We start from the raw sequence: 17,098 nt of genomic DNA on the forward strand, positions 1-17,098 counted from the left end.
CCCTTTTATCTAGAAGTTTCTAGAGATTTTTAAAGTCGGGAGTAGTAATAGGGGGTGTGCACATTGTGAAATTACATGATTCCCGCTGGTCTTCACTGATTTCGCGCTGTGGATAACCAGTGCGTCTAACTGTGGATAACTTGGGGTGTCTGTGGATAGTGTTCGGGCTTCATCTTTCATCCACAAAATTTAGGAGTTGTCCACAGCTCTGTGCACGGAAAAACCGCAGTTAATAACAAGAATTCCGCACGCCGAACCCAAGGATTTTAAGCCGTGCCGCGAGCTCGGTCACGAATGCGTGTAGTCAGGTCGTTGACCTGGTCCTTTGAGGGCTTTTTCTCCTGAATTTCCTTAACAATCTTGCGTTCAGCGTGCAAAACCGTCGAATGGTCACGATTTCCGAACTCTCGGCCAATCGACGGCAACGAAAGCTCGGTGAAGGACCTCGTCAGGTACATAGCAATCTGGCGTGCATGAGCGACCGGGCGAGTCTTACCCGGGCCCACCAAATCCGCAACCGTTAAGTCGAAGTACTCAGCCGTGGTGGAGATGATGATCTCCGGGGTAATCTGCACCTCGATTTCGTCGGCACCGAGGATCTCCTGCGCAAACTTCAAGGTCACAGGCTCATGAATCATGGATGCGTGAGCACTAATCTGCAGGAGACGCCCCTCGAGCTCACGAATAGAAGACGAGGTGTTCTCCGCGATGTACTGGAGTACATCATGCGGAACGACCAAATCAGACAGCTGTGCCTTCTTCGACAGAATTGCGATTCGCGTCTCCAAGTCCGGGTATTGCAGATCCGGATTGAGCCCCCACTGGAAGCGGGTACGAAGGCGATCCTCCAGGGTCTTAAGCTCGCGTGGTGGGCGGTCCGACGACAGCACAATTTGGTGATTGGACTGGTGCAGGGCATTGAACGTATGGAAGAACTCTTCCTGTGTACCTTCCTTGCCCTCCAAGAACTGGATGTCATCGATGATGAGCATGTCCAAATCGCGGTAGCGACGCTTGAAGGATTCCTGGGCGTCGTCACGCACGGAATTAATGAAGTCGTTGGTGAACTCTTCCGAGGAAACGTAACGAACCCGCAGGTTAGGGTACAAATGCTTGGCGTAGTGACCAATGCCGTGGAGCAGGTGCGTCTTGCCAAGACCCGAACCGCCGGAGATAAACAGCGGGTTGTAGGTGCGCCCCGGAGACTCTGCAACAGCGACGGCGGCTGCGGCGGCGAATTTGTTCTGCGGACCAATAACGAAGGTCTCGAAGGTGTAGTTCGGGTTGAGGGTGGGCTCCTCGAAAGGCATGCTCATCTCGGTTGGAGTGCCGTGGCTCTCGGAACGGAAAGGACTTGTGACCTGGCGCTGATCAGCAATAGTCATCGGATTCTCGGCAGATGAGTGCGAAAGCCCCTGGGCCATCGAATCTACGGCGTCCATCGATCGGCGTTGTGACTGGGCACTCTGCTGATTATGGACATTCGGCTGGTGCGTCTGCGACACCTGTGGCGTCTGCGTCGATCCCTGGTGCTGCTCGTGGAGATTGAAGTCGTTCGTATCTGCACTGGGGAACGGGTAGTTGCGGCCAGATTGCTGCTGGTGCTGCTGGTTTGGCTGTTGACGCTGAGCCTGCTGCGGACGCGAAGCTGCAGATGGCATCTGCCCCGAGTGCTGTGCAGATGGTTGAGTGGTCTCTGCTGCCTGGCTATCTTCAGCGTCGTCAGCAGGATCGGCAACGGTGATGACCGTTTCCAACTCCTCGCCGGTCAGCGAGGCTAAGACGGCCTCGATAATGCCCTTGAGCTCTTCTTTTACCAGTGCCTGCACCACTGGCGATTGAGTGCTGAGCAGGAAAAAACCTGGAAAGTCACCAGTGTGCGTCACTGACCGCAGCAGTGCCTTGTGTGGCGGGCGTAGTGGTGCAATGCCCAACTCCGGCGCACCTTCTGGTGAAGTCAGGATAGAAACGACCTGCTCCCAGAGTCCACCTGGCAATTCTGGTTGTTCGCTCACTGTGTGAATGTCCTTTTACATGTTTACGTTCATCAAATTTATCGAGGCGACCTGTTTTTGTGGAGTGTTTTTGGCATGGCGAGAGCGCCATATCTGCCCATTTGGGGGCTATTTATTGTAATTCGCCCTGTGGGGTGTTTCTACACAAGGTGCTATACGCCCCGAGCAGGACTTCCACATGTTTGTCCACACCTGTGGATAAACCTTGTCGCTAATTGACTAACAGTTTATCCACAGTTTGCCCACAATGAAAAATAGCCCCCTAGTCTGCGTTTACCTAGGTAAACACGTTATTTCCCCTGCTCGCTGTGATTCATGGTGTGGAAGTTATCCACAGCTGATGGGATAAACGCCCTGTGGATTGCAGTGCATAGGTCAGTATTTCCACAGGTCAACATCGGTACCGTCGGAAAACTTGGAAAATGATTCTCCAGGTAAATCCGGCGTGTTGATTTGAATTTCTCGCTCGATTCGACGTAACCTATCTGGGTGTTTCATATCCATTGAGATATGAGTCCGAGCTTGTGCTTGGACCCGACAGAACGCATGTAGCTTTCAATCTGTCGGTAAGTAATTTTTCCGTGCATCACGGGAATGCGTCAGACGCATCGCTGCCTCGCACTCGAAGCGAGGAGTTTACTGCGGTGTGTTCAGCGTGGACTCGTGGTCGTTTGAGTTTCAAGGAGTGTCAACCGTGTCGAAGCGGACGTTCCAGCCGAATAACCGCCGTCGTGCACGCGTGCACGGCTTCCGTACCCGTATGCGTACCCGTTCCGGTCGCGCCGTTGTGGCAGCACGCCGCAGCAAGGGCCGTGCCCGCCTGTCCGCTTAAGCAAGAGGACACCGATTTCGGTGCTCCCTCAGAGCAATAAGCTGCGTTCTTCGCGTGACTTCACGGTCACCGTACGACGTGGACGCCGAATCGGACGCAAGACCTTGGTCTTGCATATTCGTGACACCGCCGCTTCTGGCGGTGAAGATAAGACCGATACGCAGATTGCCAGGTTTGGTGGTCCGCGTGTCGGTCTTGTCGTATCTAAAGCTGTGGGCAACGCTGTGACTCGTCACGCTGTATCCCGCAAGCTTCGCCATGTTATGGCCGCGGCCGCGCAGAATCTTCCGTCCACCATGGACATTGTCGTTCGCGCGCTGCCTGCATCTGCCACAGCCACCAGCCAGGAGCTGTCCCACGATGTGCAATCGGCACTCGCCACATACGAACGTCGGCGCTAATTCGCTTGACGACGGCCCCCTCGCCCAGGCCCCCGCTGCACGTGTGGCTGAGAGGGCGATTCTCTTCTACCGCCGTCGTATCTCTAATCTGAAGCCAACGAGCACATGTCGTTTTGAACCGACCTGCTCCGCATATGGTCTTGAGGCCGTGCGCCGCTTTGGAGCTATTCGTGGCCTGTGGCTGACTCTCCTGCGTATCTTCCGTTGCGCACCCTGGCATCCGGGCGGCTGGGATCCAGTTCCTGTCACATTCCCCGGCCTGGGTTCGTGGTTGAAGCGAATGCACAGGTAACCTCTAGTAATGCTTAGCCTTTGACCGGGCTTTGTAGACGAAGGCGCGAGTGCGCTGTCCCCCTAAAGAACGGAGTGATCTTAGACCGTGCTCAATTTCGTGTATTGGCCGATTTCGGCCATCCTGTGGTTCTGGCATAAGGCCTCAGGTTTCCTATTCGATCCCTCCTCGGGTATCTCATGGGTGCTGGCCATTGTTTTGCTTGTGGTCACCATCCGTATCCTCCTGTTTAAGCCGATGCTGAACCAGCAGCGTTCTGCCATCAAGATGCAGCAACTCGCTCCTGAGATGCAGGCGATCAAGGAGAAGTACAAGAACGATCAGCAGGCGCAGGCTCTTGCTATGCGCCAGCTGCAGAAGGAAATGGGTGTCAACCCGCTCGGCGGCTGTCTGCCGATTCTGGTTCAGATGCCTGTGTTCATTGGTCTTTTCCACGTGCTGCGTTCGTTTAACCGAACGGGTACGTCGGGCAATGCGCTCGGCATGTCGGTGGAGCAGAACTGGAATACGCCTAACTACATCTTCGGTGTAGATGAGGTGCGGTCTTTCCTGCTGGCTCGTGTGCTCAATGCTCCACTGTCCAGTTCGGTTGGTATGGGTGAGGATCAATACGCAGCCTTTACCGTGCCTGGTACGCCTGCGGACTTCACCCGCATGGACATCATGATCGTTGCCATTCCGCTGATCGTTATCGCGGCACTGGCAACGCACTTCAACGCTCGCATGTCTGTTGACCGCACGCGTGCCCGCCAGGAAGCCGGTCTGGTGAAGCGCCAGGAAGGCGTTATGGGGCAGCAGATGGACATGATGAACAAGATGATGCTTTGGTTCTTCCCGATCATGATTCTTGTTACCGGTGCTTTCTGGCACATCGGTCTTCTTGTCTACATGGTGACTAACAACGTCTGGACCTACTTCCAGCAGCGCTACATCTTCGGCAAGCTGGATGAGGAAGAGAAGGAAGCTGTCGCAGCTAAGAAGGCTGCCAAGCGCGAGGCACAGGAGAAGCTCGCTCCGAAGGTTGGCCAGAAGCCAATCAATCCGAAGAAGGGTGGCAAGCGTCAGGCAGCGCAGAATGCGCAGCAGGCGCAGTCCGGTCAGGCCTCTGCAGCGAAAAAGGCTTCTAGCCATCTTCCGGATGGTAATTCGGGGAAGGGACAGCAGGGCCCAGCCTCGAAGCCAGCGCCAGGACAGAAACCCGCAAATCGGAAGAACCGGAAGCGGAAAAAGAAATAGCTGAAGTGGAATCGCCCTTCGTCTACATAAGTTAAATAATCGAAACGCCCCGCAGTTGATGCGGGGCGTTTTTGCTTGCCTTGGTGCTCTATCGAGCAAACAACGTCACTGTTATTACAGGCATGTAATTTTCTCCGGGGCCTGGAGTTTGGCATCCAACTTTGATCAATGTTTCACGTGAAACATCGCTGTTGCACTGTCGTACACTAGGGGTGTTGAAAAGCTCGACGAGTGACGGCACAGCTGCCCCATTGGAAAGGTTAGAGGAACTGTTGAGTAACTCCGCGAAAGACGTCGATAAGCAAGAAGCCTCCGCAGGTTTGGTCGATGCAGATCTGCGTTCGGTGATAGATACCGTGTTTGGAGACAATGCCGATCGGGCATACCGCTACCACTCATGGTTGGCCGAGGAGGCGACAGTCCGAGGTTTGATTGGACCACGTGAAACTCCAAAGCTGTGGGATCGGCACATTATCAATTCTGCGGTAGTTGGAGAAGCGATAGGCAAAGGGCTTGTAGTTGCGGATATTGGTTCGGGGGCTGGCTTGCCCGGCATTCCGCTTGCTCTTGCGCGACCGGATTTGAAGGTGGTTCTTGTGGAACCATTGCTGCGCCGTACAACCTTTTTGAACGAAGTTGTGGAAGATCTTGAGCTGGACAATGTAACGGTAGTTCGCGGGCGTGCTGAGGAGAAAGTGGTTCGCGCTGAGATTGGCCAAGTGGATGTCGTCACCTCCCGCGCTGTTGCCCCTCTTGGGAAGTTGGCGGGATGGTCGCTTCCTTTAGTTAAATCCGGAGGCGCGATGGTTGCACTGAAGGGTGGAACTGCCCAAGAGGAAATCGATCGGGATGCAAAGCTTATTGCTAAGGCGAAGGGAATTAATCCCCGCGTCGTAGAGGTCGGCGGTTCCGTGTTGGGAACTTCGACGTACGCCGTGATTATTCAGAAGAAGTAGGCTGTAAGCCCCGCTCCCCCAACTCCACTGCGGATTCGTTTGTGTTCTGGTTTCGGCATTGAGGCGCGTAGTGCCGTCGGGCTAGAGTGGGATAAGTATCGCGGTATGGCAAAGTCCTAGCGACCAAGGTGGATGTTTCACGTGAAACATTCCACAATCGTCGGCGTCTAACGGTTGTTGGGGCTTGATGATTACGCTTTTGCAGATAGTTACTAAGTTTTTATTCGCACTCCAGTGGCCATGATTGGTGATTGCTGTGCTTGTAAGGGGAATAGTTAATGAGCCGGAAGTCCTGGCAAGACACACCCATCGCTGCGGCAGCTCAACGGGCAGCGCAAGTTAAGGCCCCGAACCGTTTATCGCTTCCACGCCCCGAACGCCCGCGCCGTATTACTATCGCCAACCAGAAGGGTGGCGTGGGCAAGACCACTTCGGCAGTCAACATCGCGTCGGCGCTCGCGCGGCATGGTCTCAAGGTGCTAGTCATCGATAATGACCCGCAGGGAAATGCTTCTACGGCCCTGGGGATTGAGCATGTTTCCGGGACCCCGTCGACGTATGAGCTTCTAATTGGCGAACTACAGATTGACGATGTCATCCAGCGTTCCCCTGAATCTGAGAATCTCTTTTGTGTGCCAGCGACGTTGGACTTGGCGGGCTCCGAGATTGAGCTGGTCTCGCTCCTGAACCGTGAGCGCCGACTTCTCGATGCAGTGTCAGATCAGTACCTGATTGACAACGGCTTTGACTTTCTCATTATTGACTGCCCTCCTTCGCTCGGTCTGTTGACTCTGAATTCGATGACTGCCGCCAACGAGGTTTTGATTCCGATTCAGTGTGAGTTTTACGCCTTGGAGGGTGTGACTCAGCTGATGAATAACGTGCAGATGATTCGTCAGCATCTCAATCCGGAGCTACATATTTCTGCTGTGCTGCTCACTATGTTCGATGGCCGCACCAAGCTTTCGGAAGAAGTTGCCAATGAGGTTCGTAACTACTTCGGTGAGGTTGTGCTACGTAATCTCATCCCTCGATCCGTGAAGGTATCGGAGGCGCCGGGATATTCGCAGACCGTAATTTCCTACGATCCAGGGTCTCGGGGCGCAGTTGCTTATCTTGACGCCGCGAAGGAATTGGCAACGCGTGGCGACTATTCCGCAGTTCCGGGTGGAAGTGCGATTGGGCAAAAACCAGCTTCCTCCCCTACCCCGTCCAATTCCACTGAGACAAATTAAAGCCACTAGGAGTAGTTACCGATGTCGAATCAAAAAAAGGAGAACCGCAAGGGAGGGCTCGGTCGCGGTATCGCCGCGCTGATCCCAACTGCTCCGGCGGCTAACCCCTCGGTAGGTGAGAGTGCCGCGGATATTATCTTCGGTCCCCGCCGTACCCAGGGGACGAAGCAGCCTGGAAGTAGCGGAGTTGCCGACGTACTGGGGGCAGCCGCGACGGGATCCGGCACCTCGTTGACTGAAGGCAAAAACGCCGGAAAATCTGCAAAATCCGGCCAGAGCAAACCTCATACCAATGAGGCGCAGAAACGTCACAGTGACGATAAGGTTATTGGTAAGTCTAGTGATGTTTCACGTGAAACATTGCCCTCGACGACGTCGGGAGCAGCGGACCATGGCAGCGCCGAGGCTACCGATGTTGACGCTTCGGCCGCAAACGAGTTTGGCGCGACCTATCGCGAGATCAACTTGAAGCTGATCACGCCGAACCCGAAGCAGCCACGAGAGGTCTTCGATGAGGAGCCCCTAAATGAGCTCGCTCACTCTATTCGTGAGTTCGGTCTATTGCAGCCGATTATCGTACGACCAATCTCTGAGGATAGTCGTGCGGCCGCACTCGAGGCAGCGCGCAAGGAAGATCCGAACGCGCCGCAACCCGAGTTTGAAATCATCATGGGTGAACGTCGCTGGCGTGCTTCTCAGCGAGCTGGAATTGACACGATTCCCGCCATCGTTCGCGATACTCCAAACCAGGACCTGCTTCGCGATGCCCTACTAGAGAACATCCATCGCGTTCAGTTGAACCCACTCGAAGAGGCCGCTGCGTACCAACAGCTGCTCGATGAGTTTGGTGTTACTCAGGCAGAGCTCGCGGATCGTATCGGTCGCTCGCGGCCCGTTATTACCAACATGATTCGACTCTTGCAGTTGCCGGTGGAGGTACAGCGACGAGTAGCGGTCGGTGTTCTGTCGGCTGGCCACGCACGTGCCTTGCTTGGGGTCAAGGCAGGTAAGGAGGAACAGCAGCGCCTCGCCGAGCGAATTGTTGCTGAAGGACTATCCGTCCGTGCGACCGAAGAAGCAGTGACATTACTCAATGCAGGCGAGCGACCAAAGAAGCAGCACCGCGAGCCCACTCCGCAGCCGGAGGTACTCCACAATTGGGCTGATCGCCTGTCCAATTCTTTTGATACGAAGGTGACTGCCCAGATGGGCAAGCGTAAGGGCAAAATTGTCATCGAATTCGGCAACCTCGAGGACTTTGATCGCATCATGTCACTGATGCATCTCGACGAAGAGTAAACCCGGCTACTGTGACTGAAGTATTCATCGAGAAAATCTCGCTGGCCGACATCGATGGAATCTATCCGGAGACGATGTTAAGCCTGTTTTGGGAACAGGGCATGGAGCATATCCGTACTGCAACTGCCCTACCCCACTTCTCGTCTGAGCCGCGCGAACCTAAATTGGACCCTCGCAGGGCAAAAGAGGATGAAGCTCTCAACGGCGATTTAAAGCATTCGGACAGCCAACCCCCTACTCGGCCTACCGGAGCTAGTGAGAGCCCCTTAAATAGCGTCCTAAGCTCTGATTTAGCCGCCCAGGTGCGCTTGGAGAAGGAAGCATGGCTCAATACCGTCTACCTTTCCTGGGGGCCGTGCGGATATTCGCTACGGCGAAAGCCACCGGCATCACTTATCGATGGGAAGCCTGAGACCGTCGGCACGCTCCTCTTTGCGCCCCCGCGCTTCTGCCCGACGACATTTTCCATGCCTTCCGGGCCAATATCGCCGGATGCGATTGCGCTGACGAGTCTCCATTACAACGCTTTAGAGGTCGATGATGACATGCTCCGCGTTCTCATTGTGACCGCTCTGCACAAGCTCGCGCTGCGCGGGATTTCAGCGGTAGAGGCGTTTGGTTGCAGTGGCACAGCGGATTCTATGTCGGGACCCACGCCGTCATCGCCAACGCCTGACGACGGTACGGAGAACCTAATCGCTGATTTCGAAGCGCAACTTGAAGAAAAGCTAAATCCTAAGCCGTGTATTTCAGATTCGTTGGCGGCGATTAACCATAACGCCGGTGATTTGATTCGTACGCGAACCCTTCTTGACTCCGGGTTTCGGGTGGTCACTCCACATCCGATTCATCCGAAACTCCGTATCGAGTTGGATGCGGAATTGGATTGGGACGAAGAAATCGGCCATGCGTTGGATCTAAGTGCGAAAGAACCCTTTATGCGCTCAAAGCTGTTCAGTCTTTAGCGCCGGGTTTGATTGATCAGCCGTGTTTAGGCTTTTTCCTCTTCAATCAGCTGCGCAAAGCTGTAAGCGCCGGTCATTGGCTGCTGCTCTTCATCGCCCAGGTACAGACGCTTTACAGCGACAACGATAGATTCGGCAATTACGTCACGCTGATCTGGGGAAGAAAGAATTGCGACGTCATCCTCGTTGGTCAGGTAACCAACGGCGACTTCCACCGTGGGCATCCTGGTCAGACGGAGGAGATCCCAGGTACGGGCGTGCGAGCGGCAGTCTACCAGGCTCGTACGGGCAACAATCTCTCGCTGGATAAGGCCAGAGAGCTGTTCGCCCAGAATGGAGTTGGAGCCCTTCATCGAGCCAAAGTAAAAAGTCGCAATACCGCTGGCGCGGTTGTTGTGATAGTGGTCGGCCTGCAGGGAGATGAAGACGTCAGCGCCAAATGCGTTGGCCATCTCAGCGCGATCCTCGATGGACGGATTGTCGGTACGAGGACGAGACAGAATAGTCTCTGCACCTGCCGCGACAAGGCGACCCTCGATGCGAGAGGCCAAATCCCAAAGAATCTCTTCTTCAGAAATCTGACCGTAAGGGCCGTCGACCACAATGCCGGGCTCCCCTGCCCCAAGACCTGGATCAATGACAATGCGCTTTCCAGAGAGCTTCGGCCCCATCGTGCGCAGTATTTCCTTCTCGTGGAAGGCGTTTACAGAGCCACCAGTAACCCTCCTGCCCAAGTAGCTGAGCGCCCGGAGAGTAACGGGACCACAGATACCGTCGGGCTCCAGCCCGTAATTGAGCTGGTATTCACGTACAGAGGCATCGGTCTTCGGGCCAAAGTGGCCGTCTACTCGGGCATCGTGGAAGCCGAGTTCCTGCAAGGTAGCTTGGAGAACGCCTACGTCCTCACCGGTCATTTGTGACAGTGGATCGTAGGACAGTACGCGGGTGCCCAGAGTGTACGAGGCTTCTCGCAGTAGGCGCAGGGTGCTGTCGCGGATGATCCCGTCGGCATAGACACCGCGGGACTGTTGGAACGCCAGGAGAGCGTTGCGCATATCCTCATCAAAGAGGTCATCGTCACCAGACCACTGAGGCGAGTTCTCCTCCGCGGCTGAGCCCTCCCAATTGGGCAGAAGCCCAAGACGAGCCAGGGTAGAACGTACCTCGGCTACACGAGGTGACCTATCGCCCACCTTCAGAAACTCTGGCACGAAAACTCCCTTCCGAACTCCACAATTATGTTTAGGCCGTTGTGGGTCCTCACAACACTTAATCAGTATTACTGGCCAGTGAGCTAAACGAAACTTCAGTTAAGAAATCTCGCGCACTCTCAGAGGATATGGTCAGCAATACCTCTCAAGTTGGCGGCAACCTGGTTCCTTCACGGTATTAAGGAAGACGTAAACCGCCATTTCCAGCAAGATTACCAGGTCGCAGGCGCGAATTGATTGTTACGAGGGCGCGTCGGCTAGCCCGACGGCAGAACCCCAGGACTAACTCTAAATCACAACCACAACTTCAGTCACATCATAATGGGGTGTGTCCAACGAAGGTGGCAATAGCGAAGTGGCGGGTGGGCAGTCGTAACCTCGTATCGGATAAGGAGCAACCCCAAGTTCTTTTAAAGGTGCTTTTCGATGAGCGACGTGATTTCGCCCTTCGGGCGGACTCCGCGAATCTCTTCGACCTTCTTGCCGTCCTTGAATAGGAGCAGGCTTGGGATGGACATGATCTGGAACATGCCAGCCAGTGCACGCTCCTCATCAACGTTGACCTTGGCGATGACGGCCTTGCCATCGAGCTCGGTCGCAACCTCGTCCAAAACGGGAGCAATCTTCTTACACGGGCCACACCACTCTGCCCAGAAATCAACAAGCACCGGCTTATCGGATTCGAGGACATCGGACTTAAAGGTGTTGGCGGTGACGGTTACCGGAGCCATGAAATTCTTCTCCTTAGAATGAGCTCGTTTGAGTTCTTAGTGGTTTTGTTTTGTGGTCTTGATTCTAATTTTTCAACCTAGCTTCTTCAGCCTCGCGTACGGATTTGGCGCTCAAGGCGTCAAAAATTAGGGCTTCCGGTGGTGCGAGTGAAGTACTAAATTGTTAATTAATGGTGTTCTTGAGAACGCTGCAAGTGCTCGATGAGTACGGGGCGTACCGGGCTATAACACGTCCTGCTGCGCCCTGATTGAGCTACAGCTAACAACAATTGGGCTTACCGGCTATCGGATATTCCCCATAGTTGGATATCTGCAATCGTAGGGCTTATCCAACAATTGCGATACCCCAACTATTAGGTGTTTATCCAGCTAGTGCGACTGCCCTGCTGTCAGCTACCGAGCAACAGTTTCCAAGTAGTGCTCAGCATCCAGCGCAGCCTTGCAGCCAGAACCAGCGGCGGTAATTGCCTGCTGGTAATGCGAGTCAACAACATCGCCCGCCGCAAAGACGCCCTTGAGAGAGGTCTGGGTGCTCGGAGCGGCTACCTGAATGTAGCCATTCTCATCGCAATCCAGCTGATTGCGAACCATCTGCGAACGTGGCTCGTGGCCAATTGCTACGAACATGGCAGTCACATCCAGGACGGACTTCTCACCAGTGACGGTGTCTTCCAGCTCGAGACCGGTAACCGAACCCTTGTCCTCACCAAGAACCTGGGACACAACCTTGTTCGTCGCAAAGCGAATCTTGTCATTGTTCTGCGCGCGCTCGACCATGATCTTCGACGCACGGAACTCATCGCGGCGATGGACAATCGTCACCGAGCGGGCGAACTTGGTAAGGAAAGTTGCCTCTTCCATTGCGGAGTCACCGCCGCCGATGACGGCGATATCGTGGTCGCGGAAGAAGAAACCATCACAGGTGGCACAAGCGCTGACACCATGACCAAGCAGCGCCTGCTCACCCGGAGCACCCACATAACGCGGAGCGGCACCGGTTGCCAGGATGACAGCGTGAGCCTTGTGCTCTTCTTCGCCAACCCAGACAGACTTGATATCGCCGGTGAGATCCATGCGATCGACAATCTCCATGCGCAGGTCAGCGCCGAAGCGCTCTGCCTGTGCGCGCATCTGATCCATCAGCTCTGGGCCCATGATGCCCTCGGAGAAACCTGGGTAGTTCTCCACATCGGTAGTCGTCATAAGCAGGCCGCCAAACTCGATGCCCTCGAACACCACAGGCTTCAGGTCGGCACGGGCTGCGTAGGTGGCAGCCGTGTAACCGGCGGGACCGGAACCGACGATGATCAGGTCGTGAACGATATCGCTCATGAAGACTCCTATAATTTTTATCTCTCACATCACATGGCGCACAGTGATGCTCAGTAGTAAGCAAATTTTTCAGCTCCGGGAAAGAAATTACCGGAACCAGCCACCTCAACCAACGTGAGGTTAGCCATCTCTATTCCCCCAGCCTCTCCCCTGCTCCGCAGTTGTTAGGCCACCTGCACTTCTTCCAATTGTCGCCGAAGCGTACGACGCGCCCGCGCCCGCCGAGACTTCAACGTCCCGCTCGGCTGCCCAATACTGCGAGAGGTCTCCTGCAGCGAATATCCAAAGATGTCCAAGTACAGCAGGGCATCCCGTTGATCCGTTGGCAGCTGCTCCAATGCGGCGGCCATAGTCACACGTAGCGGAACATCCGGGCAGGGAATCGGCTGTGAACTCATAAACGTCTCAAAATCCTCCTCCTTATCGCAGAGAGGGATCTCCCCGAAACGACCGCGGTTGTGGTCAATACACGCATTCTTCACGATGCACGTCAGCCACGTCGCCACCGTCGAACGCCCGCGAAAATTCGCCGCCCCCGCAATTGCCCGCGCCAGCCCCTCCTGTACCCCATCCAAGGGATCGAAATCATCCCGACGATAGCGCCGCGCCATCGCTACCAACTGCGGATAATAACGCCGTGCCAACACCGCGAACGCGCGACGATCCCCCGCCAGGTGCGCCTTCAATAATTCACGATCGACCTCGTCCGCAGATGCATGCTTTTGCATACCGACGACGCCACAATCCCCCAGTCGCCGACCCATGCGGGCCTTACGGTGACTGTCCCCAATTCGATTTCTTCCCCCAAAGTTCATGGCTCCTATGCAAACACGAAACCCGCGCTCTCCGCTTGGCAAAACTGCTGTGGAGACCGCGGGCTGTGGATGAATTTCAAAACGTCCCAGTAGCTGTGGATAACTTGGGACAACTTGAACTGTTGCCACCTAAGGCAAGCTCAGAGCGTTATTCCGTACCACGCACCTGAATGTCGCCAATAGCAACTGGCAGCAACGAATCCGGAGATTGCTCAGCCAGATTGCGGTCGCCGACAAGTGGGTTGTCCGCATCGGAATTCTGCGACTCAGCATCTGTATCAGCATCTGTATCAGCGTCAGTGTCTGAGTCGCTGTCGGCTACCGCTTCCGCAGCCGTCGGCAAGCCGGAGATCCAGACAACAAGGTTCTTCCACTCAGTGTCGCGGCTATCGATTTCGATGGTCGTCGTACCTGAGGTGGCAGTAGCGCTTCCGAGAACCGTTGTGTCATCCAAGTTCGTCGAGTCAGCATCTCGTAGGCCGCGAACTTCAATGTGTGCGCCCGGGGTCGCCGCGACCTTAAGCTCTCGAATGGTTGCCGGTTCATCGAGAGTGACCCGAATACCAACGCCAGGTTTGAAGTCCTCTGGACGATTGCCGAACTGGCTGAGGTAAGTCGAAGTTACCCAGAAGCTTTCCTCGTCACTATCGATGGTCAGCTCAGCCATGTCTGGATTGTCTGGACCGGCTGCCGGGTTGTCGCTGTCGGCCTGCCACTCGTTAGCGTCGGCAAGCGAAAGCGTCGTGATCGGAGCCGGGCCGCGTCGTACGGACTCGGAGTTAATCGGTGCGTCTGAGGAACGGTTAACCAGACCAAAGATGCCCGCGGCGACAAGTGCACCGACAATGACTACACCGACAACGACTGCGCCGGTGCTGAATGCGCGGGTGCGATTCTTGGTGTGGTGAGCGTTTGATTGGGCTGCACCGTCGGCATCGACGGATTCGCGCGCACCGGTGTCGGGGTCGATTGCGAGAAACTCCGAAGAGTCGGGGCCGAGCGCTGCAGTGCGCAAATCCTCCGCGAGTGTGCGAGCTGGCGACTCCTTTTGGTTGAAGTTCTCCGGGCGAACCTGCTTCGCGCGGTCGATGGCAGCAGAAATATCGGAGGGGATATTTGGCACGTTGTAGAACAGCTCGTCGATGACAGAAAGCAACGCGTTGTAGTCCGAACGTTGCGAGCTATCGGGCAAAACGACGGGGAAAGCGTCGTAGATGTGGCCGTCGCTGCTGATGCGCAATTGTCCAGGCTTGTTTGTCAGGCCAAGGCAGCGTCCAGATTCGTGGGCGTCGGCGATTGTCTCGGCAAGTGATGCTATTGCGAGTGCCAGGGCATCCGGGTGGGCGGCCTGATCGAACCGCTCAATACCGATACTGCTGGTCCAGTCGGCGACGATGAGCACCTCGGTGCGTGTCTTCGCCACACTATGAATGTGGGACATCCCGGTGCCAGCCAGGTCACGCAGCTCATTGGTCGTCGTGGCAATCTTCTGGGCGGCAACCGATGGCGAAGTGTCGTAGTACGGCAGTGCAATCGTGTCGACGAAGACGAGTGCGACATCTGAGTTGTTGGGATCGCCCATATCCATGGCGCGCCACAGGCGCAGACCTGGGTAGGTCGCGACTTCAGAACGCAGACGGAAACGACCACCTGAGACCATCTCGCCGGGTACATAGCGGGTTGGGCGAGAACCCTGCGTCGGCATCGGCGGCAGCAGCGGCGAAGCGGTGAAGCCCTCGTTTGCCAGACCCGTGGCCTCGCCGATCAGGTTCGACGGGGCAATCGAGAAAGCATCAGCGGCGAAGCCACGTTCGCGCTCCATATCCTCACGGTCGGCGACGGCATTGTCGGCTGCATGAGGCTGCGGAGCAAAGCGGCGTAGACCCGGGATGCGGCCGAGGAAGCCGCCCAGAACGCGGACCTCTTCCAATGGAGCCTGAGCGAGCACCAGGCCGGTACCGATGAGGAAGACCACGCCGGTGACGATGGTCTGCAGCAGCACGCCGAAGGAACCGAAGAAATCGAACAGCACAAGGTCGGTCAATGCGAATGCGCCCCAGGCGACGGCGACACCGACGAGCGACGCCCCCAGTGCCCACAGCACGGTGTGGATGGTCGCCTTACTGTCCAAGTGTCCGAGAGCGCGGCGCAAGAGCAAGAAGCCAATTACCGCGCCGGCGACGAAACCGAAACCGTTGGCGGCACCGAGCAACACGACGACGGTCTCATCTTCAGAAGCCAGACGAGGAGCGAAGAACGACAGAATCACCTTGACGGTGGTAATGCCGAGGATGATGAAAGTCGGGGTCCAGGCCTCTTCACGGGCGTAGAAAACACGCAAGTGCAAAAGCACAATGGCGTATGGAATAAGCGAGAACGCCGAGAAGGACAGCGTCCAACCGAGAATCTCTGCGGTTTCGCGGGGGAACTCCAGATACGCGAAAAGACCGACGGCGATGGGGCGGCCGAATGCGGTGAAGAATGCGACGATCGGCACCAGCGCAATCATGGTCAGGCGCGTACCGATGGACAGATCGCGGACCACTGCCCCATCGTTGCCATCGGCTGCATTGCGGGACAGTCGCGGCATGATGGCGGTCAGCAAGGTAACTCCGATGATGCCGTAGGGCACCTGCAACAGCAGCCAAGCCTGCTGGTAAATCGTCGGCGCTGCCTTGGAGGCAGTCGAGGCAATATTGGTGGTGATGAAGTAACCAGCCTGGGAAATTGCCACGTAGGTAATAATCGCGACACCCATGCCGGTGAACTGTTTGATGCGGTCGTCGATACCCCACAGCGGACGCAAATCAATGCCCGCGCGCTTGAGGTAGGGAATCATGATGGCTGCCTGAATGACGACACCCAGGGTGGTACCAAGACCCAAAAGCAGGATGTGCGGATCGGAGAGTGAACCGTCCGAATCCGGACTCAATTGGCCGGGCAGGAACAGATATAGCAAGAGCGTGGCAATGGCCACGACGTTGTTAGCGACAGGTGCCCACGCACCGGGTTTAAAGATTCCCTTGGTGTTTAGCACCGCCATGAGCAGCGCAAATATGCCGTAGAAGATGATTTGCGGCAATAATAAGAACGCAAAGGACGTTGCCAGCGGAACGTTGACCTTACCGGCCTCGTTAAGGCTCAATCTGGTCAACAGTGGCGCACCTATCACTGCCAGCACCGTCACCACTGCCAGCAGCGTCATAGAGACAGTCAAGAGACGTCTAATGAAGGCGGCACCGTGATCTGGATCCTCCTTCTCCGCGCGCACCAACACCGGCACCACCAGAGAAGTCAGCACCGCGCCGAGGACGATTTCCGTAATCAGGTTCGGCAGTGTGTTGGCGACGTTGAAGGCTGAAGCCACAGCCGGACCCAGCGTCGCGCCGATGAGCAGGTTTCGCAAAAAACCCGTAATGCGCGAAATCAGGGTAGCGATTGCCATCGAGCCCGTGGAGGCGACGATGTCCGAGTTCGACTGTCCCTGATTTGCGTCCGCCGTCGAGCCTGCGGAGGAATCGCTGGAAGCGGTTGCTGTCGCAGTTGCCGCCTTTGCTGGCGATGGTGATGCCGATTCCGTCATCGCGTCAGCGGCGGTATCGGCATTTGCCTTATGGCCGGATACGCGAGTTAGGTCCGGGGCCGCTTCGGCCGGCTGAGATTCAGCCGTTGGCCGCGCCGCCGGAACTGGGGCCGGTGGCGCGGGGCGACGAATGCGGCCTCGAAGTCCAGATTTATGCGCGTCTGAGTCAGTCACATGTCCTATTGTTGCTTAAAA

General features: G+C 56.0%; 14 protein-coding genes. 8 read left to right on the forward strand and 6 right to left on the reverse strand.

Annotation, left to right across the window (positions count from 1 at the left end; genetic code table 11):
• Positions 1-266: 266 nt before the first annotated feature.
• The gene (gene dnaA / locus CRD13_RS06440; protein WP_048731378.1) at positions 267-2,015 is read right to left on the reverse strand and encodes a chromosomal replication initiator protein DnaA; all 1,749 of its coding nucleotides are present in this window, start codon (positions 2,013-2,015) and stop codon (positions 267-269) included.
• A 694-nt stretch (positions 2,016-2,709) separates the two neighbouring features.
• Here dnaA and rpmH point away from each other — a divergent pair.
• The 8 genes from rpmH (at position 2,710) to CRD13_RS06480 (ending at position 9,231) form a co-directional block, all read left to right on the forward strand.
• Positions 2,710-2,847 carry a 50S ribosomal protein L34 gene (gene rpmH / locus CRD13_RS06445; protein ID WP_005511646.1) on the forward strand — a complete coding sequence of 46 codons (138 nt, stop codon included), beginning with the start codon at positions 2,710-2,712 and terminating at the stop codon, positions 2,845-2,847.
• A 20-nt stretch (positions 2,848-2,867) separates the two neighbouring features.
• Positions 2,868-3,248, forward strand: a complete 381-nt coding sequence (gene rnpA / locus CRD13_RS06450; RefSeq protein ID WP_048731381.1) for a ribonuclease P protein component — start codon at positions 2,868-2,870, stop codon at positions 3,246-3,248.
• Entirely contained in the window at positions 3,208-3,540 is a 333-nt protein-coding gene (gene yidD, locus CRD13_RS06455; protein ID WP_083229182.1) for a membrane protein insertion efficiency factor YidD, read from the forward strand. The genes rnpA and yidD overlap by 41 nt, the downstream gene beginning before the upstream one ends.
• 87 nt (positions 3,541-3,627) lie before the next feature.
• The gene (yidC, locus tag CRD13_RS06460; protein ID WP_070429070.1) at positions 3,628-4,776 is read left to right on the forward strand and encodes a membrane protein insertase YidC; all 1,149 of its coding nucleotides are present in this window, start codon (positions 3,628-3,630) and stop codon (positions 4,774-4,776) included.
• A gap of 320 nt (positions 4,777-5,096) precedes the next feature.
• Positions 5,097-5,732 carry a 16S rRNA (guanine(527)-N(7))-methyltransferase RsmG gene (gene rsmG / locus CRD13_RS06465; protein WP_049193120.1) on the forward strand — a complete coding sequence of 212 codons (636 nt, stop codon included), beginning with the start codon at positions 5,097-5,099 and terminating at the stop codon, positions 5,730-5,732.
• A 278-nt stretch (positions 5,733-6,010) separates the two neighbouring features.
• Positions 6,011-6,967 carry a ParA family protein gene (locus CRD13_RS06470; RefSeq protein ID WP_016421734.1) on the forward strand — a complete coding sequence of 319 codons (957 nt, stop codon included), beginning with the start codon at positions 6,011-6,013 and terminating at the stop codon, positions 6,965-6,967.
• Between the two features lie 21 nt (positions 6,968-6,988).
• The gene (locus tag CRD13_RS06475) at positions 6,989-8,266 is read left to right on the forward strand and encodes a ParB/RepB/Spo0J family partition protein (RefSeq protein WP_070429069.1); all 1,278 of its coding nucleotides are present in this window, start codon (positions 6,989-6,991) and stop codon (positions 8,264-8,266) included.
• Between the two features lie 11 nt (positions 8,267-8,277).
• The gene (locus tag CRD13_RS06480) at positions 8,278-9,231 is read left to right on the forward strand and encodes a hypothetical protein (RefSeq protein WP_070429068.1); all 954 of its coding nucleotides are present in this window, start codon (positions 8,278-8,280) and stop codon (positions 9,229-9,231) included.
• Between the two features lie 26 nt (positions 9,232-9,257).
• On the opposite strand, the gene CRD13_RS06485 is transcribed toward CRD13_RS06480, so the two are convergent.
• From CRD13_RS06485 to CRD13_RS06505, 5 genes are all read right to left on the reverse strand, one after another.
• Complete coding sequence (locus tag CRD13_RS06485; protein ID WP_048733139.1) at positions 9,258-10,442, reverse strand: N-acetylmuramoyl-L-alanine amidase; 1,185 nt, start codon at positions 10,440-10,442, stop codon at positions 9,258-9,260.
• A gap of 410 nt (positions 10,443-10,852) precedes the next feature.
• On the reverse strand, positions 10,853-11,173 hold the full coding sequence (gene trxA / locus CRD13_RS06490) for a thioredoxin (RefSeq protein WP_016421730.1): 321 nt from the start codon (positions 11,171-11,173) through the stop codon (positions 10,853-10,855).
• 393 nt (positions 11,174-11,566) lie between these two features.
• Positions 11,567-12,505 (reverse strand): thioredoxin-disulfide reductase, encoded by a 939-nt coding sequence (gene trxB / locus CRD13_RS06495; protein ID WP_005511625.1) that lies wholly within the window; start codon positions 12,503-12,505, stop codon positions 11,567-11,569.
• A 164-nt stretch (positions 12,506-12,669) separates the two neighbouring features.
• Complete coding sequence (locus CRD13_RS06500; protein WP_224783764.1) at positions 12,670-13,233, reverse strand: sigma-70 family RNA polymerase sigma factor; 564 nt, start codon at positions 13,231-13,233, stop codon at positions 12,670-12,672.
• 235 nt (positions 13,234-13,468) lie between these two features.
• Entirely contained in the window at positions 13,469-17,077 is a 3,609-nt protein-coding gene (locus CRD13_RS06505; protein ID WP_187401439.1) for a murein biosynthesis integral membrane protein MurJ, read from the reverse strand.
• Positions 17,078-17,098 lie beyond the last annotated feature (21 nt).

Origin of the sequence: Corynebacterium sp. LK26, from assembly GCF_014335085.1 — a bacterium.
GTDB classification, from domain to species: domain Bacteria; phylum Actinomycetota; class Actinomycetes; order Mycobacteriales; family Mycobacteriaceae; genus Corynebacterium; species Corynebacterium jeikeium_D.

Excerpts from the sequence above, each read along its gene's own strand:
- yidD (WP_083229182.1), top strand. The coding sequence starts at position 3,208 with ATGTGCAATCGGCACTCGCCACATACGAACGTCGGCGCTAATTCGCTT.
- CRD13_RS06470 (WP_016421734.1), top strand. The coding sequence starts at position 6,011 with ATGAGCCGGAAGTCCTGGCAAGACACACCCATCGCTGCGGCAGCTCAA.
- CRD13_RS06475 (WP_070429069.1), top strand. The coding sequence starts at position 6,989 with ATGTCGAATCAAAAAAAGGAGAACCGCAAGGGAGGGCTCGGTCGCGGT.
- trxA (WP_016421730.1), bottom strand. The coding sequence starts at position 11,173 with ATGGCTCCGGTAACCGTCACCGCCAACACCTTTAAGTCCGATGTCCTC.
- trxB (WP_005511625.1), bottom strand. The coding sequence starts at position 12,505 with ATGAGCGATATCGTTCACGACCTGATCATCGTCGGTTCCGGTCCCGCC.
- CRD13_RS06500 (WP_224783764.1), bottom strand. The coding sequence starts at position 13,233 with ATGCAAAAGCATGCATCTGCGGACGAGGTCGATCGTGAATTATTGAAG.